Origin of the sequence: Streptomyces sp. NPDC057939 (assembly GCF_042887545.1) — a bacterium.
Classification (GTDB): Bacteria; Actinomycetota; Actinomycetes; order Streptomycetales; family Streptomycetaceae; genus Streptomyces.
This window is the reverse complement of sequence record NZ_JBHVPG010000004.1, coordinates 3,914-30,203: the sequence shown is the minus strand read 5'-3', so window position 1 is coordinate 30,203 and position 26,290 is coordinate 3,914. Positions and strand designations below refer to the sequence as shown.

Here is a 26,290-nt window from a genome sequence, read left to right as displayed (position 1 = left end):
GGGCGTTCTCGCAGGTCGGGCCGTATGTCGGTGCCGGGGTGCACGATGGGGGCATGTCCGGCTCCGCGCTCGCCTCGTTCTCCCCCGCGACCCGCTCCTGGTTCACGGGGGCCTTCCGTACGCCCACCCCCGCGCAGGAGGGTGCCTGGCGGGCCATCGGGGAGGGGTCGGACGTGCTGGTGGTGGCGCCCACCGGCTCCGGCAAGACCCTCGCGGCGTTCCTGGCCGCCCTCGACCAGCTCGCCTCGACCCCACCGCCCGCAGAGCCGAAGAAGCGCTGCCGCGTCCTGTACGTGTCCCCGCTGAAGGCCCTCGCCGTCGACGTGGAGCGCAACCTGCGCAGTCCGCTGACCGGGATCCGGCAGGAGTCGGCCCGCCTCGGGCTGCCCGAGCCGGACATCCGGGTGGGGATCCGGTCGGGGGACACCCCGCCGGCAGAGCGGCGCGCCCTGGCCACCCGCCCCCCGGACATCCTGATCACCACGCCGGAGTCCCTGTTCCTCATGCTGACCTCGGCCGCGCGCGACGCGCTGTCCGGCATCGAGACGGTGATCCTGGACGAGGTGCACGCCGTGGCCGGGACCAAGCGGGGCGCCCACCTGGCGCTGTCCCTGGAGCGGCTGGACGAGCTGCTGCCGCGACCGGCGCGCCGGATCGGGCTGTCGGCGACGGTCCGCCCGGTCGACGAGGTCGCCCGGTACCTCGCGCCGCGCGGCCGCGTCGAGATCGTGCAGCCTCCGTCGGGCAAGGAGTTCGACCTGTCGGTGGTCGTCCCCGTGCAGGACATGGGCGAGCTGGGCGGCTCCCCCGCCACCGACGGCAAGGAGGGCGGCGACAGGCCGTCCATCTGGCCCCACGTGGAGGAGCGGATCGCGGACCTCGTGCAGTCCCACCGCTCGACGATCGTGTTCGCCAACTCCCGCCGGCTCGCGGAGCGGCTGTGCAACCGGCTCAACGAGATCGCCCACGAGCGGGCCACCGGCGCGCCCCTGCCCGAGGGCGCTCCCCCGGCCGAGGTCATGGCGCAGTCGGGCGCGGCCCTCGGCGCCCCGCCGCTGCTGGCCCGTGCGCACCACGGCTCGGTCTCCAAGGAACAGCGGGCCCTGGTGGAGGAGGACCTGAAGGCGGGCCGGTTGCCCGCAGTGGTCGCCACGTCGAGCCTCGAACTGGGCATCGACATGGGTGCGGTGGACCTGGTGATCCAGGTGGAGTCCCCTCCGTCGGTGGCGTCCGGGCTGCAACGCGTGGGCCGCGCCGGCCACCAGGTGGGCGCCGTCTCCACCGGCGTGGTCTTCCCCAAGTACCGGGGCGACCTGGTCCAGGCCGCCGTGGTGACCGAGCGGATGCGCACCGGCTCGATCGAGTCGCTGCGGATCCCGTCCAACCCGTTGGACGTCCTCGCCCAGCAGGTGGTCGCGATGACCGCGATGGACACCTGGCAGTTGGACGAACTGCTGGCCCTGGTGCGCCGGGCGGCGCCGTTCGCGGCCCTGCCCGAGTCGGCGTTCACGGCGGTGCTGGACATGCTGGCGGGCCGCTACCCGTCGGACGCGTTCGCCGAGCTGCGGCCCCGGGTCGTGTGGGACCGCGTCGCGGGGACGATCACGGGTCGACCGGGCGCGCAGCGCCTGGCCGTCACCTCCGGCGGCACCATCCCCGACCGCGGGCTGTTCGGCGTCTTCCTCGCGGGCAGCGCCGCGTCCGACACGAAGAAGGGCGGCAGGGGCGGCGGCCGGGTCGGCGAGCTCGACGAGGAGATGGTCTACGAGTCCCGCGTGGGCGACGTGTTCACCCTGGGCACCACCTCCTGGCGCATCGAGGACATCACCCGCGACCAGGTCCTGGTCACCCCGGCGCCCGGGGTGCCGGGCCGGCTGCCGTTCTGGAAGGGCGACCAGCTGGGTCGCCCCCTGGAACTGGGCCGCGCCGTCGGCGCGTTCCTGCGCGAGCTCGGCGGCCTGAGCGCCGAGGACGCCCGACTGCGGCTGCTCGCGGCGGGCCTCGACGCCTGGGCCGCGGACAACGTCCTCGCGTACCTCGCCGAGCAGCGCGAGGCCTGCGGCCACGTACCGGACGACCGGACCATCGTCGTCGAACGGTTCCGCGACGAACTGGGCGACTGGCGGGTCGTGGTCCACTCGCCGTTCGGCGCACAGGTGCACGCCCCCTGGGCGCTGGCGCTCGGTGCCCGGCTGGCCGAGAAGTACGGCATGGACGCACAGGTCATGCACGCCGACGACGGCATCGTGCTGCGCCTTCCGGACGCCGACCTGCTGTCCATGGACCTCCTCGACCACGATCCCGCGCACGTCCCCACCCACGGTTTCGACGACGACCGGCCCCCGCTGGGCGCGGCCGACGTCACCTTCGACCGGGGCGACGTCAACGGGATCGTCACCGAACAGGTCGGCGGTTCGGCCCTGTTCGCCTCCCGCTTCCGCGAGTGCGCGGCCCGCGCGCTGCTGCTGCCGCGGCGCAGCCCCGGCAAGCGCACCCCGTTGTGGCAGCAGCGCCAGCGCGCCTCGCAACTGCTCCAGGTCGCTTCGGAGTTCGGCTCCTTCCCGATCGTGTTGGAAGCCGTGCGCGAATGCCTCCAGGACGTGTTCGACGTACCGGGCCTGACCGAGCTGATGGGGGACATCGAGGCGCGCCGGGTCCGGCTGGTCGAGGTCACCACGCCCGAGCCCTCGCCGTTCGCCCGGTCCCTGCTGTTCGGGTACGTCGCCCAGTTCCTGTACGAGGGCGACTCGCCGCTCGCCGAGCGCAGGGCGGCGGCGCTGTCCCTGGACTCCCGCCTGCTGGCGGAGCTCCTCGGCCAGGCGGAGCTGCGCGAACTGCTGGACGCGCAGGTACTGGAGGACCTGGAGCGGGAGCTCCAGTGGCTGACCCCGGACCGGCGGGCCAAGGACGCCGAATCGGTGGCCGACCTGCTGCGCCTGCTGGGCCCCCTCACCGATGCAGAGTTGACCGGGCGCGGCGCGGATCCGGCGTGGGTGCGCGAACTCGGCGCCGCCCGCCGCGTCGTCGACGTCCGGATCGGGGGCGTGGAGCACTGGGCGGCGATCGAGGACGCGGGCCGGCTGCGGGACGCCCTGGGCACGGCCCTCCCGGTCGGGGTTCCCGAGGCGTTCACGGAACCGGTCAAGGACCCCCTCGGTGACCTCCTCGCCCGATACGCCCGCACCCACGGCCCGTTCACCACGGTCGCCGTCGCGGCCCGGCTGGGCCTGGGCACGGCCGTGACCGACGGCGCCCTGCACCGGCTCGCGGCCGCGGGCCGGCTGGTCCAGGGCGAGTTCCATCCGGCGGGCATCGGCCAGGAATGGTGCGACGCGGCCGTGCTGCGCCGACTGCGCCGCCGCTCGCTCGCGGCGCTCCGCCAGGAACTGGAGCCGGTCCCGCCGACCTCGCTGGCCACCTTCCTGCCCCAGTGGCAGCACCTGGGCGGGGGCCTGCGCGGCATCGACGGCCTGGCCCGGGCCGTCGAACAGCTCCAGGGGGCCGCGGTCCCCGCCTCGGCGCTGGAGCGACTGGTCCTGCCGTCCCGGGTGGCCGGGTACTCCCCGGCCCTGCTGGACGAGCTGACCACGACGGGCGAGGTGGTGTGGGCGGGCGCGGGCGCCCTGCCGGGCAAGGACGGCTGGGTCTCCCTCTACCTGGCGGACGCCGCACCGCTGCTGCTCCCCGAGCCGCACCCCCTGGAGCTGGGCGAGCTCCACAAGGCCGTCCTCGACGCCCTTTCGGGGGGCTACGGCCTGTTCTTCCGCCAGCTCACCCAGAGCGTCCGCGCCTCCCACCCCGAGGTCTCCGACCTGGAACTCGCCTCGGTGGTCTGGGACCTGGCCTGGTCGGGCCGTCTGACGAACGACACCCTGGCCCCGCTGCGCTCCCTGCTGGGTTCGGGCCGGACGGCGGGCGCGACCGCGCACCGGGCCCGCCGCACCGTCCCGCGCGGGCGCTACGGCACGCTCGGCGCCAGCGTCTCCCGTACGGGCCCGCCGACGGTATCGGGCCGCTGGTCGCTGCTGCCCGCCGCCGCCCCCGACCCGACGCACCGGGCCCACGCCCTGGCCCGCACGCTGCTGGACCGGCACGGGGTGGTGACCCGGGGCGCGGTGGCGGCGGAGGGGGTGGCGGGCGGCTTCAGCGCGGTCTACCGGGTCCTGTCCGCGTTCGAGGACAGCGGCCAGGCCCGCCGGGGCTACGTGGTGGAGGGGCTGGGCGCGGCCCAGTTCGCGATGGACGGCGCCGTGGACCGGCTCCGGGCGGCCGAACGCACGCCTCCCCCGCTGGCGGCGGTCGTCCTGGCCGCAGCGGACCCGGCGAACGCGTACGGGGCGGCCCTGCCGTGGCCCGATCCCCCGGGCGACGCGACGCACAAGCCGGGCCGCAAGGCGGGCTCCCTGGTCGTGCTGGTCGACGGGGAGCTCACCCTGTACCTGGAGCGCGGCGGCAAGACGCTGCTGGCCTGGCCGGAGGCCGGGGACCCCCGGCTGTCGGCGGCCACGACGGCCCTGGTCACGGCGTCCCGTACGGGCACCCTCCCGGCGCTGACGGTGGAGCGGGTCAACGCCGCCCCGGCCCTGACGTCAGCCCTGGGCCCGGACCTGGAGGCGGCCGGTTTCCACGCCACCCCGAGGGGCCTGCGCCTGCGCAACTGAGGGGCGGCCGAGGACTCGGTCAGGTCTCGACTGTGCCGCCTCTGTTCTGGCCATGTCACGAAACTGCTGCCGACCGCCCCTGAGCTCGCACGCGCCCTTATCCATGCTTTATCAAGATGATCACAGCACCGCACGGGCGGTGCGCCGACATGGGGGAACGAAGAGTGAGCACCATCAGCATGCGCGGAACCACCCTGGGCGCGGTCGGCCTGGCGGTCGCCGGCACCCTGGCCCTCACCGGCTGCAAGAACGGCAACGAGGAACTCCCCGTGGCCCAGCCCAGCGCGTCCGCCTCCCAGCCCTCCCAGCCCGCCTCGCCCCCGGCCCAGGCCGGCAGTCCGGCCGCCCCGAGCTCGCCGGCGGGCGCCGGGGAGGCGCCCGTGCCCGGGGCGGACGGCACGGCGAAGTCGGGTCAGCAGTTCAAGATCGGCGAGGCCGCGCAGATCCCGTTCAACTACGGCAGCACGAAGGGCGGCCGGATCGCGCTCACCGTCACCGCGATCGAGCAGGGCAACCCGGCCGACCTGGACGCCCTCAAGCTGGGCGACAAGGTGAAGGGGATGATCCCCTACTACGTCCGCTACTCGGTCCAGAACACCGGCACGGTGGACCTGTCGCACACCTCCGTGGGCCACATCAAGGGCCTCCTCACGGACGGCAGCGAGGCCCAGGGCGTGTCCGTCATCGGCAAGTTCGAGAAGTGCCCCAACGAGTCGCTGCCGAAGGGCTTCACCAACGGCAAGACGCAGACCAGCTGCGCGATAGCCCTGGCCCCGTCGGCCCAGACGAAGGTCACCGCCGCCCAGTACTGGGGCGAGCCGTACAACATCCTCAGCAAGAACAAGGAACTCGTCTGGAAGTAGCGGGAACGGCCCCCGCGCCCTGCCCGCCACCGTCCCCGGAACCCCCGCGGCGCCCGCCCGCGGGGGTTCCCGCGTCCGGCCCCCACCGCCCGCCGCACCGTTCACCCCGCGCACCGCCGCACCACAGCCCCACGCCCCGCCGCACCGCTCGCTCCGGAGCCCCCCCCCGTGCCCGGCCGCACCACCCGGCCGCACCGCGCAGCACCCCACGGAGCCCGCATGCCCGCACGCCCGCCGCTCACGAACCCCGCGCCGCGCGCTCCACCAGCTGCCGCCCGGCGCGACAATGGCCCCATGCCCGAAGGAGACAGCGTCCACCGCGCGGCGAGCCGCCTCCACGCCGCCCTCGCCGGCAAGCCGCTGACCCTCAGCGACCTGCGCGTGCCGCGCTTCGCCCTCGCCGACCTCACCGGCCGCACGACCTTGGACGTCACCCCGCGCGGCAAGCACCTCCTCGCCCGCATCGAAGGCGGCCTCACCCTCCACAGCCACCTGCGCATGGACGGCGCCTGGCACGTCTTCGCACCGGGCGAGAAGTGGCGCGGCGGCCCCGAGTACGAGATCCGTGCCGTCCTCGGCACCGCCGACACCACCGCCGTCGGCTACCGGCTGCCCGTCCTCGAACTGCTCCGCACCGCCGACGAGGACAAGGTCGTCGGCCACCTCGGGCCCGACCTCCTCGGCCCCGACTGGGACCCCGGGCAGGCCGCGGCCAATCTGCTCGCCGACCCCGACCGCCCCCTCGGCGAGGCCCTGCTCGACCAGCGCAACCTGGCGGGCATCGGCAACATCTACAAGTCCGAGGCCTGCTTCTTGGCCCAGGCAACCCCCTGGACCCCGGTCGGCGCGCTCCCCGATCCCGAGGTCACCCTCCCCCGCTTGGCGGCCGCGGCCCAGCGCCTGCTGGCCGCCAACATCGGCGAGCACGGACGCCGCTCCACCACCGGCAGCCGCGTCCCCGGCCGGGAACTGTTCGTCTACGGCCGCTCCCGCCGCCCCTGCCTGCGCTGCGGCACCTCCGTCCGCGAGGCCCCGCAGGACGACCGCCCCACCTACTGGTGCCCGCGCTGCCAGTCCGGGCCCGCCCCCGCGCCCGTCGGGCACCGCCGCAGTGGTTGACGACCCGTCAGATTCACTCGTACGGTCCCTTGCATGCCCACATCCGCCATCGCGTACGACCTCACCGGCCGCACCGCCCTCGTCACCGGGGCCGCCAGCGGCATCGGCCGCTCCACCGCCGTACTGCTGGCCCGGGCGGGCGCGACCGTGCACTGCGCCGACCGCGACGAGCTCGGCCTCGCCGGGACGACGTCACTGATCACCGGGGCCGGCGGGGCCGCCACCGGCCACCCCCTGGACGTCACCGACCGGGCCGCCCTGCGGGCCGCCGTCGCCGCGGCCGGGCCGCTCGACGTCGTCGCCGCCATCGCCGGGGTCATGCACACCAGCACCGTGCTGGAGACCACCGACGAGGACCTCGACCGGATCCTGGACGTGAACTTCAAGGGGGTGCTGCGCACCTGCCAGGAAGGCGTCCGCGCCATGATCGCGGCGGGCCGCCCCGGTTCGGTGATCACCATGGCCTCCGGCGCCGTGGACGCCGCCCAGCCCGGCCTGCTCTGCTACAGCGCAGCCAAGGCGGCCGTGGTCCAGCTGACGAAGACCCTCGCCACCGAGAGCGGCCCGCACGGCATCCGCGTCAACGCCGTCGCCCCCGGGTGGATCCGCACCCCCATGACCGGCCGGCACAGCGCCGAAGTCCTGGAACGGACCGAGGCGACGATGGTGCGGATGTCCCCGCTGGGCCGGGTCGGCGAGCCCGAGGACATCGCCCAGGCCGTCCTCTACCTCGCCTGCGACGCCTCGTCCTTCATGACGGGCCAGATCCTTCGCCCGAACGGTGGAGTATCGATGCCCTGGTGACCTCGTCCGCGGGCTCCACCGCACCCGCCCGTCCCCGCCGTACCGTGTCCGCCCGCCGCGCGCAGTGCACCGGCAGCAGCCCCAGCCCCCAGCCCCCGACCGCCACCGCGCCTTCCACGGGCCCGGACTCGGCCGGTGCCAGCGCCAGCCGCAGGACGGCCCACCACCACAGCACGCCCATCGCCAGGGCGAGGGGTATGAGCAAGCGCCGCACGGCCACCTCCCAGCGGGCCGGATCCCGGACGGGCCCATCCTCCCGCACCGCCCCGCCGCCCGCACCCAGAACCACCCGCGACTACGCCCCGACGGCCCCCGCACGGCAAAGAGCCCCGGGCCGGTGCTTCACGCACCACCCGGGGCTCCCGCCACACTCACATGCTCACGTGCACTCAAGCGGCTACGACGTTCACCGCTTCCACGGGTGCCTTGATGGTCACCCGCTCCGGTCCCGTGACCGAGGCCACGGAGACGGAATTGAGCATCGGGCGCACCGGTGCCGGCACCGGTTCGCTTGCAGCTGCCGACTGCGCAAGCTCGGCCAGCGACAGCTCGTCGCTGACTTCGCGCATCAGCTCGGACATCCGTACGTCCAGCGCGTCGCAGATCGCGGAGAGCAGCTCGGAGGATGCCTCCTTCTGCCCCCGCTCCACCTCGGAGAGATAGCCGAGCGAAACTCGGGCGGACGAGGAGACTTCGCGCAGAGTACGGCCCTGGCGCTGGCGCTGCCGACGCAGCACGTCACCCAGCAGGCGACGGAGCAGAATCATCGGTGGCTCCCTCCTCTGACCGTGTAGCCGTAACCTTCACGCCCCACCGTACCGCCTCGCGCCGCGGCCGTGCGGGGAGCGATGTCGTGTTCACTCAGGGCTGCAAACATCAAATCCCCCCGTTCTGTTCCGTATCCTGCCCCCGCAGATTCTCGCGGAGTTCGCTCGACAACAGTTCGAGCACAGTCCGTGCACTCTCCCTACGAATTTCCGTACGGGAGCCGTTCAACCGCAGCCGGGCCGTTTTCCTGCCCCCCGGACCTGCCACGGCGATGAAGACGGTGCCCACCGGCTGCCCGTCCTGAGGGTCCGGACCGGCCACTCCGGTGGTCGCGATCCCCCACGAAGCGCCCATGACGCGCCGCACCCCGTCGGCCATCTCCTGCGCGACCTGCGCGTTCACCGCGCCTTCGGCCGCCAGTAGCCCCGCGTCCACGCCGAGGACGCGGTGCTTGAGCTCCGTCGCGTACGCCGTGACCGAACCGCGGAAGGCGCGGGAGGCGCCTGGCACCGCCGTGAGCTCGGCCGCGACCATCCCTCCGGTCAGCGACTCCGCCACGGCGACCGTCTGATCACTCTCCGCGAGCAGCCGCAGTACGTCCCCGGCCACCCCCGCGGTGCCTTCGAGCGCCCGTGCGACCTCCGGCACGTCCCCCGCCCCGTTCGTCACTTCGAGGCCCGCTCCGCGGCCAATCCAGCGCGACGCATGACGACGGCCTGCCGGATGTAATCCAAACCGGTGACCACGGTCAGCACGACGGCGACGGCCATCACCCAGAACCGCAGGGTCGCGAGCGGTCCGGTGAGCGCGAGGACGTACATGCCCACGGCCGTGCCCTGGGCGAGGGTCTTCAGCTTGCCGCCCCGACTGGCCGGGATCACTCCGTAGCGGATGACCCAGAAGCGCATCAGCGTGATGCCGAGCTCCCGGCCGAGGATCACTCCGGTGACCCACCAGGGCAGGTCACCCAGCCAGGAGAGACAGATGAGCGCCGAGCCCATGATCGCCTTGTCGGCGATGGGGTCGGCGATCTTCCCGAAGTCGGTGACCAGGTTGTAGGTCCGCGCGAGGTGGCCGTCGAAGATGTCCGTGATCATGGCGACGGCGAACGCCGCCCACGCCCACGCCCGCCAGACGGGGTCGTAGCCCCCGTCGGCGAGCAGCAGCATGACGAATCCCGGCACGAGGACGAGCCGGATCATCGTCAGGATGTTGGCGATGTTCCACAGGCTGGCCTGGTTGACGGCCGCAGTCCCGAGCTTGGTGCCGGGCGCGGGCCGGCGGCCGGTCCCGCCCGCCGCCGATGCCGGGACTCCGGTCATCCGGCCGCCTCCTCAAATTCCATGCCCAGGGGCTCGGCCACCAGGTCGACGCCGAGGCTGCCGACCACCTTTGCCGTGACGATACGCCCGGGAACCAGTCCCGTGCCGTCGGTGAAGACGACCTGGCCGTCGGTCTCCGGGGCCTGGTGGGCGGCGCGCCCGTAGGCGCCCTCGCCCTCCTCGGCCTCGTCGAGCGGGACGACCGTCTCGACGAGCACCTCCAGGGTCTCCCCGATGCGCTCCTCGGCGCGCTGCGACGTGAGCTCCTCGGCGAGGCGCTGCATGTGGGCGAGGCGCGCGGCGATGGTCTCCTCGTCCAGCTTCCCGTCGTACGTGACGGCCTCGGTGCCGTCCTCGTCCGAGTAGCCGAAGACGCCGATGGCGTCGAGGCGGGCGTGGGTGAGGAAACGCTCCAGCTCGGCGAAGTCCGACTCCTTCTCACCGGGGAACCCGACGATGAAGTTGGACCGGACGCCGGCCTGCGGGGCCTTGGAGCGGATGGTGTCCAGCAGCTCCAGGAAGCGGTCGGTGTCCCCGAAGCGGCGCATGGAACGCAGCACGTCGGGGGCCGAGTGCTGGAAGGACAGGTCGAAGTACGGGACGACCTTGGGGGTCGAGGTGAGCACGTCGATCAGGCCGGGCCGCATCTCGGCGGGCTGGAGGTAGCTGACGCGGACGCGCTCGATGCCGTCGACGGCGGCGAGCTCCGGCAGCAGGGTCTCCAGCAGGCGGATGTCGCCGAGGTCCTTGCCGTACGAGGTGTTGTTCTCGGAGACCAGCATGACCTCCTTGACGCCCTGCTCGGCCAGCCAGCGCGTCTCGCCGAGCACGTCGCTCGGGCGGCGGGAGATGAAGGAGCCGCGGAAGGACGGGATGGCGCAGAAGGAGCAGCGGCGGTCGCAGCCGGAGGCCAGCTTCACCGAGGCCACCGGGCTCTTGTCGAGCCGGCGGCGCAGGGGCGCGCGCGGGCCGGAGGCGGGGGCGAGGCCGTCGGGCAGGTCGGCCGGGGCGGCCTCGGGCTCCTGCGCGTGGCCGGGCAGGGCCACGGCGGCGTCCTGGCGCTCCGCCGGGCTGATCGGCAGCAGCTTGCGCCGGTCGCGCGGGGTGTGGGAGGCGTGGATGCCGCCGTTGAGGATGGTCTGGAGGCGGTCGGAGATGTCGGCGTAGTCGTCGAAACCGAGGACTCCGTCGGCCTCGGGGAGCGCTTCGGCGAGTTCCTTGCCGTAGCGCTCGGCCATACAGCCGACGGCGACCACGGCCTGGGTCCTGCCGTGGTCCTTCAGGTCGTTCGCTTCGAGCAGGGCGTCTACGGAGTCCTTCTTCGCGGCTTCGACGAAGCCGCAGGTGTTGACGACGGCTACGTCCGCGTCGGCGGCGTCCTGGACGAGCTCCCAGCCATCCGCCGCCAAGCGGCCTGCGAGCTCCTCCGAGTCCACCTCGTTACGGGCGCAGCCAAGAGTGACAAGGGCGACGGTACGGCGTTCGGGCATGGACTCAAGACTACTTCGTCCCGACCCCGGCCCCCGCCCCACGTCCCGCCACGACAGGATCCCCGGGGTCGACGGCGGGTGCCGCGCGACGTCCCGGGGATCCGGAATCTGCTATTCCGTGCTGGTCAGCCCGCCTGGGCCTGCCCCTGGCGCGGATCTTCCTTGGTGTAGGTGAGACGTTCCACCTGACCCGGCTGGAAGCTGTCCTTGATCTCCTTGCCGTTCACGAAGAGGTTCACGGCCCCGGCGTCACCGAGCACGAGGTCGATCGACTCCTTGTCCGTGAAGGTCTTCGACTCGCCCTGCGTGAGGGTTCCGTCGAACAGCAGTCGCCCGCTGTGGTCCTTCGCGGAGATCCAGCTCTCGCCCTCGCTGGCCGTCAGGACCACGGTGACGAGGTCCTTGGGAGCCGCCGCGATGGCACTGTCGGACGGCGTCGGCTTCGGCGCCTGGGGGGTCTGCTGGGGCTGTGCGGCGGGCTTGCCCGCCGTCTGCTTGGGTGCGGGCTTCGGGGAGGCGGAACCTTCCGCCAGCGGACGCTTGCTCTGGGCGTCGCCACCGCTGAAGGCGGTGAAGCCGACGAAGCCGATCACGGCGACGATGGCGGCGACCATGGCGGCGGTCCAGTTGGGCCGCTGCCTCTCGGGACGGATGCGCTCGGCTTCGAACATCGGCGCGGCGGGGGTGGGTGCCGGCCGGCCGCCGTGGGCCGCGTCGTAGCTGTCGATCAGGGGTGCCGGATCGAGGTGCACGGCGCGGGCGAGCGTACGGATGTGACCGCGGGCGTAGACGTCGCCGCCGCAGCGCGTGAAGTCGTCCTCTTCGATCGCGTGCACGATCGGGATGCGCACGCGGGTGGTGGAACTGACCTCGTCGACGGTGAGCCCGGCGGCGATCCGGGCCTTCTTGAGGGCCGTCCCGATCGACGGCTCTTCGACGGAACGTTCGACGATGCGGTCCTCGGACCGGTCGTCGGTCGAAGGCCGCTCTTCTTCGGGGGAGTTGGAGTTGCCGATGGACACGAGGGCGCCTTTCGAGCGTGTAGCCACCTGCTGGCTTACCAGTCTAGGGGGGTGACGAAAGGGTGGGGCAACCGGAGGGTCCTCTTCCTACGCCATCCGAATGGCTTCGGGAGGACCCCCGTCGTCTCCTCAACTTGACGCACGCCCAAGGGAAACGGTTGCCCGCCGATCCCATACGGTCGAGTGAGCCGGACGGAGCCCGTTCTACGGCGTGTCCTCGCCCCGGATCACGGCGAGCACGCCGTCCAGCTCGTCCGGTTTGAGCAGCACGTCGCGCGCCTTCGAACCCTCGCTCGGACCGACGATCCCCCGGGACTCCATCAGGTCCATCAGCCGCCCCGCCTTGGCGAAGCCGACGCGCAGCTTGCGCTGGAGCATCGAGGTGGAGCCGAACTGGGTCGAGACGACGAGTTCCGCGGCCTGGCACAACAGGTCCAGGTCGTCGCCGATCTCCTCGTCGATCTCCTTCTTCTGCTTCTGCCCGACGGTCACGTCGTCCCGGAAGACGGGCGCCATCTGGTCCTTGCAGTGCTGGACGATCCCGGCGATCTCGTCCTCGGTGACGAACGCGCCCTGGAGGCGGACCGGCTTGTTCGCACCCATCGGCAGGAACAGACCGTCACCCTTGCCGATCAGCTTCTCGGCGCCCGGCTGGTCCAGGATGACCCGGCTGTCGGCGAGCGAGGAGGTGGCGAAGGCGAGCCGGGAGGGCACGTTGGCCTTGATCAGACCCGTCACCACGTCCACGGAGGGCCGCTGCGTGGCCAGCACCAGGTGGATGCCGGCCGCGCGGGCGAGCTGGGTGATCCGGACGATGGAGTCCTCCACGTCGCGGGGCGCCACCATCATCAGGTCCGCGAGCTCGTCGACGATCACCAGCAGGTACGGGTACGGGTTGAGCTCCCGCTCGCTGCCCGGCGGCAGTTTGATCTTGCCGTCGCGGATCGCCTGGTTGAAGTCGTCGATGTGCCGGTAGCCGAAGGCGGCCAGGTCGTCGTAACGCAGGTCCATCTCGCGGACCACCCACTGGAGGGCCTCGGCCGCCCGCTTCGGGTTGGTGATGATCGGCGTGATCAGGTGCGGGATGCCTTCGTACGCGGTCAGCTCGACCCGTTTGGGGTCGACGAGCACCATCCGGACGTCCTCCGGGGTGGCCCGCACCATCACCGAGGTGATCAGGCAGTTGATGCAGGACGACTTGCCGGAGCCCGTGGCGCCGGCGACCAGCACGTGCGGCATCTTCGCGAGGTTGGCCATGACGTAGCCGCCCTCGACGTCCTTGCCGAGCGCGACCAGCATCGGATGGTCGTCCTCGGCGGCGTCCGCGAGGCGCAGGACGTCACCCAGGTTCACCATCTCGCGGTCGGTGTTCGGGATCTCGATGCCGACCGCCGACTTGCCGGGGATCGGGCTGATGATCCGCACGTCCGGGGAGGCCACGGCGTAGGCGATGTTCTTCGCCAGGGCCGTGATCCGCTCCACCTTCACCGCGGCGCCGAGGGTGACCTCGTAGCGGGTGACCGTCGGGCCCCGGGTGAAGCCCGTGACCTGCGCGTCGACCTTGAACTCGGTGAACACGTTGCTCAGCGAGGCCACGACCGCGTCGTTCGCGGCGCTGCGGGTCTTGCCCGGCCCGCCCCGTTCCAGCAGGTTCAGCGAGGGCAGTGCGTACGTGATGTCCCCGCGCAGCTGGAGCTGCTCGGCCCGCGGCGGCAGCGGCTGGGCCTCGGGCGCGGCGCGCGTCAGGTCCGGGACGGACAGCGTCCCGGAAGCGGCGGCGGTGCGCTCGTTCGGCCGCTCGGCGGCGACGGGCGCGGCGGGCGCGGGCTCCGACACCTCGGGTGCGGGCGCGGACGGTGCGGGCGCGCCCGCGGCGACGGTCCGCTCCTCCCGCGCGGGCGGCACCGGAGCGGTGATCTCCGCGCCCTCCGGCCCGGTGGAGATGCCCTGGGTGAGGTCGGCGACCAGCGGGGACGGGGGCAGCCCCCCGTAGACGACGCCGTCCAGCGCGGCGGCGGCGGCCGCGGCGACGTCGACGGCGTCCATCTCCCGCTCCCCCGGCCGGGAGGCGCTGCGCCTCGGCCGGCGCCGGCGGGCCAGCGCGGCCTCCTCGGCGGCGTCCGCCGGGTCCCCGTGGTCCGCGAGCTCCCCGGCGCGGGCCCGCCACTGCTCGGCGTCGTGCCGGTCGCGCCCGCCCTGCGGGGCGGCGCCCTCCGACTCCCCGTACCCCTCGTCGTACTCGTTCGGCGCGATGATGCCCAGCCGGATGCCGAGGCGGCGCAGCCGCTGCGGGATGGCGTTGACCGGGGTCGCGGTGACCACCAGCAGTCCGAACACGGTGAGCAGCACCAGCATGGGGACGGCCAGCGGCGCGCCCATCGTGAAGATGAGCGGCTTGGAGGCGGCCCAGCCGACGAGCCCGCCCGCGTTCTGCATCGCGGTCGTGCCCTCGTCGCGGCCGGGCGCCCCGCAGGCGATGTGCACCAGCCCGAGGATCCCGACGACGAGCGCCGACAGGCCGACGCCGATGCGCCCGTTGGCGTCGGTCTGTTCCGGATGGCGGATGAAACGTACCGCCATGACGCCGAGCAGGATCGGCACGAGCAGGTCCAGGCGCCCGAAGGCTCCGGTGACGAGCATGGTGACGAGGTCCCCGACAGGTCCGCTCAGGTTCGACCAGGTCCCCGCGGCCACGATCAGCGCCAGGGCCAGCAACAGCAGCGCGAGCCCGTCCTTGCGGTGGGCCGGGTCGAGGTTCTTGGCACCCCGGCCCACCCCGCGGAAGACCGCCCCGACCGCGTGCGCCAGACCGAGCCAGCAGGCGCGCACCAGTCGCAGCACGCCCCCGGTGGGGGACGGCGCCGGCTTGGCGGCGACCTTCTTCACCGGGGCGCGCCTGGCCGCAGCGGCCTTCTTCGCGGGGGGCTTGCGCGCGGGCGCGGACTTCTTCGCCGGCGCCGTCGTACGGCCGGTGCGGCCCTTCGCGGTGCCCGCACTGCTCGGGGAACCCTTGCCGGACGTACTTGAGGCCATGGGCCGAGGTTACCGGTGCGCGCGCCGGTGGACACGCGTGCCCACCCCTTCACCCGTTCGTGTCGCCCGGTCCGTACGCACTTTGACGCCCCGGCAGACCTGACGTCCCCCCAGCACGCTTACCGGAAGGCATCGTTCCGCCGAGTCGTCCGCCGGAGCCCGGCGACGCGGCCCGCGGACGGCCGCCCCGTCCCCGACGGGACGGCTCCGCCCGCTCGCCGACGCCGCCGGCTCAGCCCTGCGCGGGAAGCACGGCGGTCGGCCCGCCGGTGCCCGGCTCCAACGCGTCGAGCGCGCGCCGCAGCCCCGTCAGCTTCCGTTCCAGATGGGCGGCCGTCGCCACGACCGCGCCGTCGGCGGAGTCCTCGCCGAGCTGCTTGGTCAGCGCCTCCGCCTGCTCCTCGACCGCCGCGAGCCGCGCGGAGAGTTCGGCCAGCAGGCCCGCCGTCTCCTTGCTGCCGTCCACGCCGTTGGAGCCGCCGCCCTCCAGCTGGAGCCGCAGCAGCGCCGCCTGCTCCCGGAGCTGGCAGTTCTTCGTGTACAGCTCCACGAACACCGAGACCTTGGCGCGCAGCACCCACGGGTCGAACGGCTTCGAGATGTAGTCGACCGCACCCGCCGCGTAACCGCGGAACGTGTGGTGCGGGCCGTGGTTGATCGCGGTGAGGAAGATGATCGGGATGTCCCGGGTACGTTCCCTCCGCTTGATGTGCGCGGCGGTTTCGAATCCGTCCATTCCCGGCATCTGCACATCCAGCAGGATGACCGCGAAATCGTCCGTCAGCAGCGCCTTGAGCGCTTCCTCCCCCGACGACGCCCGGACCAGTGTCTGATCGAGCGCGGAGAGGATGGCCTCCAGCGCCAGCAGATTCTCCGGCCGGTCGTCGACCAGGAGGATCTTGGCCTTCTGCACCATGCCCTGTCCTCCTCGCCCCGGCATGGGGCCTCCCCGGCTCCGGGCGCCGGCCTGTGTGCCGGGCCCCGCCCCAGAGAACGGCATCCCTGAGCCGTCCGTCCTTGTGCCGGTCATCGTAGCCCCAGTCCCGAGATCGCCACACCCTGTCACCAAGATGTCACTGTGCACTAAGCGGAAACGTGAGGGGAGGGGAGAAGGTTCCCCTTCGCCCCGCCCACCACGCGCCCGCCTTCCGGTCGGTGATCACTCGTCGCGCATGTGCTGCTCCATCACCGACAACAGGTAGTCGGGCTCGACCGGCTTGGTGACGTAGTCGGACGCCCCGGAGTCGATGGCCTTCTCCCGGTCGCCCTTCATCGCCTTCGCCGTCAGCGCGATGATCGGAAGTCCCGCGAACTGCGGCATCCTGCGGATCGCCGACGTCGTCGCGTACCCGTCCATCTCCGGCATCATGATGTCCATCAGCACGAGCGCCACGTCGTCGTGCTGCTCCAGGACCTCGATCCCCTCTCGCCCGTTCTCGGCGTAGAGGACCGCCAGCCCGTGCTGCTCCAGCACGCTGGTCAGCGCGAAGACGTTGCGCACGTCGTCGTCGACGATGAGCACCCGCTCGCCGTGGAAGTCGTACGTCCGCGGCGGCGTCGGCAGCGGCTCCTCCAGGTCCCACCCGCCCCCGTCCGCCTGCCCCGGCACCTCACCGCGCACCGGCGCCTCGGGCTGGGCCTTGCGGCGCCGCCGGAACAACGCCGACGACCCCTGCCCCGACGGCTCCGCCGCGGGCAGCGCCGCCCGCACCGGAGGCGCGGACACCGGGGTCGGTGCGAACGCCACCGGCTCGGGCAGCGCCTCCTCGGCCGCCCTGCGGTAGTCCCCGCGCGCGCCGCCCGGCGTGGGCGGGGCGTACCCCTGCGGAGGCAGTTCGCTCGGGTGGAGCGGCAGGTACAGGGTGAAGGTCGACCCCCGGCCCGGCTCGCTGGCCGCGTGGATCTCCCCGCCCAACAGCCGGGCGATCTCCCGGCTGATGGACAGCCCCAGGCCTGTGCCGCCGTACTTGCGGCTCGTCGTCCCGTCCGCCTGCTTGAACGCCTCGAAGATCACCAGCATCTTGCTCGCCGCGATCCCGATCCCGGTGTCGGTCACCGAGAAGGCGATCAGGTCGGCGTCCGCCTCGCGCAGCGAACCGGCTTCCAGCAACTGCTCCCGGATCGCGGTCGGAACATCGCCTCCGGCCGGCCGGATGACCAGCTCCACCGCCCCGGTGTCGGTGAACTTCACCGCGTTCGACAGCAGGTTGCGCAGCACCTGCAGGAGCCGCTGCTCGTCGGTGTGCAGGGTCGCCGGCAGCTCCGGGGACACCCGCACCGAGAAGTCCAGGCCCTTCTCCGCGGTCAGCGGCCGGAACGTGGCCTCCACGTAGTCCACGAGCTGGACCAGCGCGATCCGCGTCGGCGAGACGTCCATCTTGCCCGCCTCGACCTTCGACAGGTCGAGGATGTCGTTGATCAGCTGGAGCAGGTCCGAACCCGCCCCGTGGATCGTCTCCGCGAACTCCACCTGCTTCGGCGAGAGGTTCTCGTCGGCGTTGTCGGCGAGCAGCTTGGCCAGGATCAGCAGCGAGTTGAGCGGGGTCCGCAGCTCGTGGGACATGTTCGCCAGGAACTCGCTCTTGTAGCGCATCGAGACCGCGAGCTGCTCGGCGCGCTCCTCCAGGACCTGCCGCGCCTCCTCGATCTCGGTGTTCTTCACCTCGATGTCCCGGTTCTGCTGGGCCAGCAGCTCGGCCTTCTCCTCCAGTTCCGCGTTCGCGGCCTGGAGGGCCTTCTGCCGGTTCTCCAGCTCGTCGGAGCGTTCCCGCAGCTGTTCCGTCATCTCCTGCGACTGCTTCAGCAGCATCTCCGTCTTGGAGTTGACGGAGATGGTGTTGACGCTCGTGCCGATCATCTCGGCGATCTGGCTCAGGAAGTCCTTCTGGATCTGCGTGAAGGGCTGGAAGGCGGCCAGCTCGATGACACCGAGCACCTTCCCCTCGAAGAGCACCGGCAGCACGATCACGTGCGCCGGCGGCGCCTCGCCGAGCCCCGAGGAGATCTTGAGGTAGCCCGGCGGGGTGTTCTCGACGAGGATCGTCCGCTTCTCCTCGGCGACCGCGCCGATCAGCCCCTCCCCGGGCCGGAAGGAGATGGGCATCTGACCGCCGGCGTACGCGTAGCTCCCGCGCATCCGCAGCTCGTACGAGCCGTCCGCGCCGCCGTCCGTCCCGATCTCGGTGCTCCCGCCGGTCGGCAGCGCCAGGAAGAAGGCCCCGTGCTGCGCGGAAACCACCGGGGTCAGCTCGCTCATGATCAGCGAGGCGACGTCGTCCAGTTCCCGGCGGCCCTGCATGAGGGCCGAGATCCGGGCCAGGTTGCCCTTGAGCCAGTCCTGCTCCTTGTTGGCCAAGGTGGTGTCGCGCAGGTTCACGATCATCGTGTTGATGTTGTCCTGGAGGACCTGGATCTCCCCCGCCGCGTCCACGTCGACCTTCAGGCTCAGGTCGCCCCGGGTCACCGCTGTGGCGACGGCCGCGATGGCCCGTACCTGACGGGTCAGGTTCCCGGCCATCTCGTTCACGGACTCGGTGAGGTCACGCCAGGTGCCGTCCACGTCCCGCACCCGGGCCTGGCCGCCCAGGATGCCCTCCGTACCCACCTCGCGGGCGACCCGGGTCACCTGGTCGGCGAACGAGGACAGCTGGTCGACCATCGTGTTGATCGTGGTCTTGAGCTCCAGGATCTCGCCGCGCGCGTCGATGTCGATCTTCTTGGTCATGTCGCCCTTGGCGATGGCGGTCGTGACCATGGCGATCTGCCGCACCTGACCGGTCAGGTTGGAGGCCATGAAGTTCACCGAGTCGGTGAGGTCCTTCCACGTCCCCGAGACCCCGGGCACGTGCGCCTGACCACCGAGACGACCCTCCGTACCCACCTCGCGGGCCACGCGCGTGACCTCGTCGGCGAACGAGGACAGGGTCTTGACCATCGTGTTCACGGTGTCGGCGAGCTGCGCGACCTCGCCGCGCGCCTCGACGGTGACCTTCTTCGTCAGATCGCCGTTGGCGACCGCCGCCGAGACCTGCGCGATCCCGCGCACCTGCGCCGTCAGGTTCCCGGCCATGGTGTTGACGTTGTCGCTGAGGTCCTTCCAGATGCCGGTCACCCCCCGGACCCGGGCCTGACCGCCGAGGATGCCCTCGGTACCCACCTCACGGGCCACCCGGGTCACCTGCTCCGCGAAGGAGGACAGCTGGTCCACCATCGTGTTCACGGTGGTGACGAGTTCGAGGATCTCGCCCTTGGCGTCGACCGTGATCTTCTTCGAGAGGTCGCCCATGGCCACCGCCGTGGTGACCTCGGCGATGTTGCGCACCTGTGAAGTCAGGTTGTTCGCCATGAAGTTGACGGACTGCGTGAGGTCCTTCCAGGTGCCGGAGACCCCCTTCACCTCCGCCTGACCGCCGAGGATGCCCTCCGTACCCACCTCACGGGCGACGCGGGTCACCTGCTCCGCGAAGTTCGAGAGCTGGTCGACCATCGTGTTGAGGGTGTTCTTCAGCTCCAGGATCTCGCCCCGGGCGTCCACGTCGATCTTCTGCGACAGATCACCGCGCGCCACCGCCGTCGCGACCTGGGCGATGTTGCGCACCTGCGAGGTCAGGTTCCCGGCCATGCCGTTCACCGAATCGGTCAGATCGCGCCAGACCCCGGCCACCCCGGGCACCTGCGCCTGCCCGCCGAGCCGACCGTCCGTACCCACCTCACGGGCGACGCGGGTCACCTGCTCCGCGAACGCCGAGAGCTGGTCGACCATCGTGTTGATGGTGTTCTTCAGCTCCAGGATCTCGCCCCGGGCGTCCACGTCGATCTTCTGCGACAGGTCGCCCCGCGCCACCGCCGTCGTCACCTGGGCGATCTGGCGCACCTGCGAGGTCAGGTTCCCGGCCATGAAGTTGACCGAGTCGGTGAGTTCCTTCCAGGTTCCGGAAACCCCCTCGACCCGCGCCTGACCACCGAGACGACCCTCCGTACCCACGTCCCGCGCCATGCGCGTCACCTGGTCCGCGAAGGACGACAGTTGGTCGACCATCGTGTTCACGGTGTTCTTCAGCTGGAGCATCTCGCCCGAGACGTCCACGGTGACCTTCTGCGACAGATCGCCGTTCGCCACCGCCGTCGTCACCTGCGCGATGTTGCGGACCTGCCCGGTCAGGTTGCGGAAGGCGGTGTTCACCGAGTCGGTGAGGTCCTTCCACGTCCCCGCGGCTCCCGGCACCTGCGCCTGACCGCCCAGTTCACCCTCGACACCGACCTCACGGGCCACCCGGGTCACTTCGGCACCGAAGGACTGGAGCTGGTCGACCATCGTGTTGACGGTGTTCTTCAGCTCCAGCATCTCGCCGGCCACGTCGACGGTGACCTTCTGCGACAGATCACCGTTCGCCACCGCCGTCGTCACCTGCGCGATGTCCCGCACCTGCGTGGTCAGGTTGCGGAAGACCGTGTTCACCGAGTCCGTGAGGTCCTTCCACGTCCCCGCCGCCCCGGGCACCTGCGCCTGACCACCGAGCAGCCCCTTGGCGCCGACCTCGCTCGCCACGCGCGTGACCTCGTCCGCGAACGTACGCAGCGTCTCGGTCATCTGGTTGATCGTTTCGGCCAGTTGCGCCACCTCGCCGCGCGCGCTGACCCGCACCTTCTGCGACAGGTCACCGTTCGCGACGGCCGTCGTCACCTGCGCGATCCCGCGCACCTGGGCCGTCAGGTTGCCCGCCATGGTGTTGACGGAGTCGGTCAGGTCCTTCCACACGCCCGCGACCCCGGGCACCTTCGCCTGACCACCGAGCTCACCCTCCGTGCCCACCTCGCGGGCCACCCGGGTCACCTCGGACGAGAACGACGACAGCTGGTCCACCATCGTGTTCACGGTGTTCTTCAGCTGGAGCATCTCGCCGGCCACGTGCACCGTGACCTTGCGCGACAGATCGCCCTTGGCCACCGCCGTCGTCACGAGAGCAATGTCACGCACCTGGGCGGTGAGCCGGTACGCCATGGTGTTGACGGAGTCGGTCAGGTCCTTCCAAGAACCGGACATTCCGCGCACCTGCGCCTGTCCGCCGAGCTTGCCCTCGGTACCCACCTCCAGTGCCACGCGCGTCACCTCGTCGGTGAACGCGGACAGCTGGTCGACCAGGTTGTTGACCGTACGACCGACCTTGAGGAACTCCCCGCGCAGTGGGTGCCCGGCCCCCTCCGAAGCCCGCGTGCGCAAGTCCATGCGCTGATCGAGATCGCCCTCGGCGACCGCCGAGAGCACCCGACCCACCTCGGAAACCGGGCGGGCGAGATCGTCCACCAACTGGTTCGAGGCGTCGATCGCGGCGGCCCAGGAACCCTCGCAGGCCCCTGTTTCCAGCCGTTCGCTCAGCTTGCCCTCACGGCCCACCATCCGTCGGACCCTGGACAGTTCACCGGTCAGGTGGAGGTTGCGGTCGGCAACCTCGTTGTAGACGGCGGCGATCTCCGCCATCACGCCGTCGCCGGACACCGTCAGCCGCTTGCGGAAGTTCCCGTCGCGCATCGACACCAGTGCCGTGAGCAGCCGGTTCAGAGCGGCGGTATCGACTTCCGTCGTGCCACCGCGCCGGGACCGGCCCCCCTTGGGGCGCGTTCCCGCACGCCGCACCGCTGCTCCAGACTCCACCGTGTCCCTCCCGAAAGGGTCGACCGCTGTTCCACCGGACATCCGAGTATCCAAAATCCGGCTCTCCAAGCCTGCCCAGTGTTTCACCCCGGCCCAACCCGGCCATAACACTCCGGCACCATCGCACACCGGCCGTACCCTGCGGGTGGAATCCCCCACGACGGCCTCCTTGCCTCCGCGAAGGTAAGTAACCTGGCATCCGATGTCCCACCGCGTCGAAGGAGACTTGTTGATCACGGCACGGGCGGCTGCCAGTTTCGACCCCCAGGGGCGCTCGGTCGCCGCTGCCCGAGCGTTCGTCCGCGACACCCTGCAGGGCTGGGGATTCGCGGACATCGTCGACGACGCCGTGGTCCTCACGAGCGAGCTCGTCACCAACGCCGTCGTCCACGCGGGAACCCGGGCCGAGGTCCTGTGCCTGCGCGCCGAGGACGGCATCCGCGTCGAGGTCGCCGACCACTACCCGGAGCGCGAGCTGCCGCTCGCCCACCCCGGCGAACGCCCCTACGCCGACCCCGACCGCGAGAGCGGCCGTGGCCTGATGCTCTGCGCCGCCCTGGCCACCCGCTGGGGCGTCGAGTACACGGCCACCCACAAGCACGTCTGGTTCCGGCTGGACCTGCCGGACCGTCCGGTCGGTACCCGCTCCTCGGGACCCGTCGTACCGGACCAGTTCCTCCCGCTGACCGACAGCCGGGTCCGCGTCGCCGTGATCCAGGTCGACGCGGGCGACGCCGTCGCCGCCTGGAACGAGGACGCCGAGCACATCTTCGGCCACCCCGCCGAGAAGGCCGTGGGCCGCCCGCTCGCGGAACTCGCGGCCTGGCCCCAGACCCCCGGCACCGGCACCGGCATCGCCGAGGCCCTGCGCCTGTCCCGCTGGGAGGGCAGCTACGGCATCCGCGGCGCCGACGGCCGCGTCATCCCCGTGTACGCCTCCCACCTGCGGGTGCGCGACGCCCACGGCGAACCCTCCATCGTCTGCCTCCTCGTCCACGACGACGAGCGCGCCCTGCTCCAGACCCCCGTACGGATCCCCTCCGACGGGGGCCACCCCGGCGAGAGCCGCCCGGTCGACCCCTTCGAGGTGTTCATCGGCTCCCCCGCCCCGGACGACCTGGAGAGCCTCCTCCAGCGCACCGTCGAGCGGGCCCGCGACATGCTCGACGCCGACGCCGCGTTCCTGCTGCTCGCCACGGACGACGAGACGGAGCTGGAGGTCCGCGCGACCACCGGCCTGCCCTCGACCCGCCAGCGGTTCGCCCGGGTCCCCGTCGAGGCGGGCACGAACCGGTACGGCTCGGCCCGCATGCCGGCCGTCCACGACGACCTCGCGGCCGTCCCGGGAGCCGTACCGCTCCTGGAGGCGACGGGCATGCGCTCGGCCGTCACGGTCCCCCTCAAGGTCGAGGGCCGCCTCACCGGCTCCCTCGGCATCGCCGCGGAGAGCCCCGGCCGCTACAGCAACGAGGAGGCCCTGCGCCTCCAGTTCGCGGCCGACCGCATCGCCCTCGCCGTCGAGTCCGCCCGCCTCGGCGAGCTGGAACGCCTGCGCCGCGGCTCCCTGTCCTTCCTCGTCGAGGCCTCCGACCTGCTCGCCGGCACGCTCGACCGGGACCAGACGCTGGCCCTCATGGCCCAGATGACCGTCCCGACCCTCGCCACCTGGTGCGCCGTCTACACGATCGCCGACCAGGCCTCCGATCCCTACCTCGCCTACGTCCTCCACGAGGACGAGGACAACATCGACGGACTGAAGGCCTTGCTGTCCCGGGTCAGCCCGCCCGAACCGGTCCGCGAGGCCGGAGCCCGCCCGTGGGCGGCCGCGGCCACCGCGGTCGGCGGCGACTCCGTCGTCCTGCCCCTCCTGGCCCGCAACCGCGTGATCGGCATGCTCACCCTGGGCAAGCCCCGCGAGGAGCACTTCCGCCAGGAAATCCTCGAACTGGCCGACGACCTGTCCCGCAGGGCGGCCCTGGCACTCGACAACGCCCGGCTGTACTCCGAGCGCACCGCCATCAGCCGTTCCCTGCAGCGCAGTCTCCTGCCGCCCGGCTCACCCGCCATCCCCGGCATGGAGGTGGAGGTCATCTACCGCGCCGCGGGCGAGGGCAACGAGGTCGGCGGCGACTTCTACGACGTCTTCCCGATCCGTGACGGCGTGTACGGCTTCGCCATCGGCGACGTGTGCGGCACGGGCCCCGAGGCGGCCGCGGTCACCGGCCTGGCCCGGCACGCGCTGCGCCTGCTGGCCCGCGAGGGCCTCGGCGGCCCGGCGGTCCTGGAGCGCCTCAACGCGGCCATCCTCGACGAGGGCGCCCGCAGCCGGTTCCTCACCCTCCTCTACGGCGAGCTCCACCCCCAGCCGGACGGCGGCGCCCTGATGAAGGTCGTCTGCGCCGGCCACCCGCTCCCGCTGCGCCTGCGCCCGGACGGCGAGGTCACCTCGGCGGCCGAACCGCAGCCCCTGCTGGGCGTCATCGAGGACCTGGACCTCTACGAGCAGACGCTCACCCTGGATCCGGGCGACGTCCTCCTCTGCGTCACGGACGGCGTGACGGAACGCCGCGAGGGCAGCCGCATGCTGGGCGACGACGGCCTCGCCGAGGTCCTGACGACCTGTACCGGGCTGACGGCCGGCGCGGTCGCCTCCCGCGTCCTGCGCGCGGTGGAACGATTCGCGGCCGAACCCGCCTCGGACGACATGGCCATCCTCGCCTTCCGAGTCCCCCACCAGCGCGAAGGCGCCTGACCGATACCTGCCGGCCTTGCCGGGAACCCGTGCTGAACGGATTCCCGGCAAAAGGCATCGCGAGGGGCATCACCATCGATTTGAACCCGGAACGCAAAAAGGCCCCCGCCAAGAGGCGGGGGCCTTTTTGTCTTACCTGAGCCCTTTAACGGAATCGAACCGTTGACCTTCTCCTTACCATGGAGACGCTCTACCGACTGAGCTAAAAGGGCGAGTTGTTCGGCGGCGTCCTACTCTCCCACAGGGTCCCCCCTGCAGTACCATCGGCGCTGAAAGGCTTAGCTTCCGGGTTCGGAATGTAACCGGGCGTTTCCCTAACGCTATGACCACCGAAACACTATGAAGTTGACCAACCGGGCATGGACACGGTTCGTTACTTCAGAACTAACACAGTGGACGCGAGCAACTGAGGACAAGCCCTCGGCCTATTAGTACCAGTCAGCTCCACCCGTTACCGGGCTTCCACATCTGGCCTATCAACCCAGTCGTCTACTGGGAGCCTTACCCTCTCAAGGAGGTGGGAATACTCATCTTGAAGCAGGCTTCCCGCTTAGATGCTTTCAGCGGTTATCCCTCCCGAACGTAGCCAACCAGCCATGCCCTTGGCAGGACAACTGGCACACCAGAGGTTCGTCCGTCCCGGTCCTCTCGTACTAGGGACAGCCCTTCTCAATATTCCTACGCGCACAGCGGATAGGGACCGAACTGTCTCACGACGTTCTAAACCCAGCTCGCGTACCGCTTTAATGGGCGAACAGCCCAACCCTTGGGACCGACTCCAGCCCCAGGATGCGACGAGCCGACATCGAGGTGCCAAACCATCCCGTCGATATGGACTCTTGGGGAAGATCAGCCTGTTATCCCCGGGGTACCTTTTATCCGTTGAGCGACGGCGCTTCCACAAGCCACCGCCGGATCACTAGTCCCGACTTTCGTCCCTGCTCGACCCGTCGGTCTCACAGTCAAGCTCCCTTGTGCACTTACACTCAACACCTGATTGCCAACCAGGCTGAGGGAACCTTTGGGCGCCTCCGTTACCCTTTGGGAGGCAACCGCCCCAGTTAAACTACCCATCAGACACTGTCCCTGATCCGGATCACGGACCGAGGTTAGACATCCAGCACGACCAGAGTGGTATTTCAACGGCGACTCCACAACCACTGGCGTGGCTGCTTCAAAGTCTCCCACCTATCCTACACAAGCCGAACCGAACACCAATATCAAACTATAGTAAAGGTCCCGGGGTCTTTCCGTCCTGCTGCGCGAAACGAGCATCTTTACTCGTAGTGCAATTTCACCGGGCCTATGGTTGAGACAGTCGAGAAGTCGTTACGCCATTCGTGCAGGTCGGAACTTACCCGACAAGGAATTTCGCTACCTTAGGATGGTTATAGTTACCACCGCCGTTTACTGGCGCTTAAGTTCTCAGCTTCGCAACCCCGAAAGGTCACTAACCGGTCCCCTTAACGTTCCAGCACCGGGCAGGCGTCAGTCCGTATACATCGCCTTACGGCTTCGCACGGACCTGTGTTTTTAGTAAACAGTCGCTTCTCGCTGGTCTCTGCGGCCACCCCCAGCTCACGGAGTAAATCCGATCACCAGTGATGGCCCCCCTTCTCCCGAAGTTACGGGGGCATTTTGCCGAGTTCCTTAACCATAGTTCACCCGAACGCCTCGGTATTCTCTACCTGACCACCTGAGTCGGTTTAGGGTACGGGCCGCCATGAAACTCGCTAGAGGCTTTTCTCGACAGCATAGGATCATCCACTTCACCACAATCGGCTCGGCATCAGGTCTCAGCCTT

13 protein-coding genes, 1 tRNA gene, 1 rRNA gene and 1 other annotated feature (1 of these 16 only partly in view) are annotated in these 26,290 nt (G+C 71.0%); of the genes, 5 read left to right on the top strand and 10 right to left on the bottom strand.

What is annotated here, in order from left to right:
• The first annotated feature begins 53 nt into the window (after positions 1-53).
• From ACFVS6_RS06325 to ACFVS6_RS06310, 4 genes are all read left to right on the top strand, one after another.
• Positions 54-4,661, top strand: coding sequence for an ATP-dependent helicase (locus tag ACFVS6_RS06325; protein WP_389701163.1), 4,608 nt, complete (start codon positions 54-56; stop codon positions 4,659-4,661).
• Positions 4,662-4,825: 164 nt separating this feature from the next.
• Entirely contained in the window at positions 4,826-5,524 is a 699-nt protein-coding gene (locus ACFVS6_RS06320; RefSeq protein WP_389701161.1) for a hypothetical protein, read from the top strand.
• Positions 5,525-5,818: 294 nt separating this feature from the next.
• On the top strand, positions 5,819-6,643 hold the full coding sequence (locus ACFVS6_RS06315; protein WP_389701159.1) for an Fpg/Nei family DNA glycosylase: 825 nt from the start codon (positions 5,819-5,821) through the stop codon (positions 6,641-6,643).
• A 33-nt stretch (positions 6,644-6,676) separates the two neighbouring features.
• On the top strand, positions 6,677-7,447 hold the full coding sequence (locus ACFVS6_RS06310) for an SDR family NAD(P)-dependent oxidoreductase (RefSeq protein WP_389701158.1): 771 nt from the start codon (positions 6,677-6,679) through the stop codon (positions 7,445-7,447).
• A gap of 389 nt (positions 7,448-7,836) precedes the next feature.
• Here the strand turns inward: ACFVS6_RS06310 and ACFVS6_RS06305 are convergent, their stop codons facing one another.
• From ACFVS6_RS06305 to ACFVS6_RS06270, 8 genes are all read right to left on the bottom strand, one after another.
• Positions 7,837-8,214, bottom strand: a complete 378-nt coding sequence (locus ACFVS6_RS06305) for a helix-turn-helix domain-containing protein (RefSeq protein WP_281208997.1) — start codon at positions 8,212-8,214, stop codon at positions 7,837-7,839.
• 109 nt (positions 8,215-8,323) lie between these two features.
• Positions 8,324-8,863 (bottom strand): CinA family protein, encoded by a 540-nt coding sequence (locus tag ACFVS6_RS06300; RefSeq protein ID WP_389701156.1) that lies wholly within the window; start codon positions 8,861-8,863, stop codon positions 8,324-8,326.
• 17 nt (positions 8,864-8,880) lie between these two features.
• Positions 8,881-9,537 carry a CDP-diacylglycerol--glycerol-3-phosphate 3-phosphatidyltransferase gene (pgsA, locus tag ACFVS6_RS06295; protein WP_389701154.1) on the bottom strand — a complete coding sequence of 219 codons (657 nt, stop codon included), beginning with the start codon at positions 9,535-9,537 and terminating at the stop codon, positions 8,881-8,883.
• Positions 9,534-11,027 carry a 30S ribosomal protein S12 methylthiotransferase RimO gene (gene rimO / locus ACFVS6_RS06290; RefSeq protein ID WP_389701152.1) on the bottom strand — a complete coding sequence of 498 codons (1,494 nt, stop codon included), beginning with the start codon at positions 11,025-11,027 and terminating at the stop codon, positions 9,534-9,536. The genes pgsA and rimO overlap by 4 nt, the downstream gene beginning before the upstream one ends.
• A gap of 125 nt (positions 11,028-11,152) precedes the next feature.
• Entirely contained in the window at positions 11,153-12,049 is an 897-nt protein-coding gene (locus ACFVS6_RS06285) for a helix-turn-helix domain-containing protein (protein WP_389701150.1), read from the bottom strand.
• Between the two features lie 204 nt (positions 12,050-12,253).
• Entirely contained in the window at positions 12,254-15,082 is a 2,829-nt protein-coding gene (locus ACFVS6_RS06280; RefSeq protein WP_389701148.1) for a DNA translocase FtsK, read from the bottom strand.
• A gap of 232 nt (positions 15,083-15,314) precedes the next feature.
• On the bottom strand, positions 15,315-15,998 hold the full coding sequence (locus tag ACFVS6_RS06275; RefSeq protein WP_389701146.1) for a two-component system response regulator: 684 nt from the start codon (positions 15,996-15,998) through the stop codon (positions 15,315-15,317).
• Between the two features lie 243 nt (positions 15,999-16,241).
• Positions 16,242-21,734 carry a HAMP domain-containing protein gene (locus tag ACFVS6_RS06270; RefSeq protein ID WP_389701144.1) on the bottom strand — a complete coding sequence of 1,831 codons (5,493 nt, stop codon included), beginning with the start codon at positions 21,732-21,734 and terminating at the stop codon, positions 16,242-16,244.
• A 202-nt stretch (positions 21,735-21,936) separates the two neighbouring features.
• Here ACFVS6_RS06270 and ACFVS6_RS06265 point away from each other — a divergent pair, with 202 nt between their 5' ends.
• Complete coding sequence (locus ACFVS6_RS06265) at positions 21,937-24,486, top strand: SpoIIE family protein phosphatase (protein ID WP_389701142.1); 2,550 nt, start codon at positions 21,937-21,939, stop codon at positions 24,484-24,486.
• A gap of 139 nt (positions 24,487-24,625) precedes the next feature.
• On the opposite strand, the gene ACFVS6_RS06260 is transcribed toward ACFVS6_RS06265, so the two are convergent.
• A tRNA-Thr gene (locus tag ACFVS6_RS06260) sits at positions 24,626-24,698 on the bottom strand.
• Between the two features lie 5 nt (positions 24,699-24,703).
• Positions 24,704-24,820: ribosomal RNA gene (rrf, locus tag ACFVS6_RS06255) — 5S ribosomal RNA — on the bottom strand.
• A 74-nt stretch (positions 24,821-24,894) separates the two neighbouring features.
• Positions 24,895-26,290: a sequence feature (mutual gap in cmsearch alignment for this rRNA model is longer than 100), on the bottom strand (it continues 1,648 nt past the right edge of the window).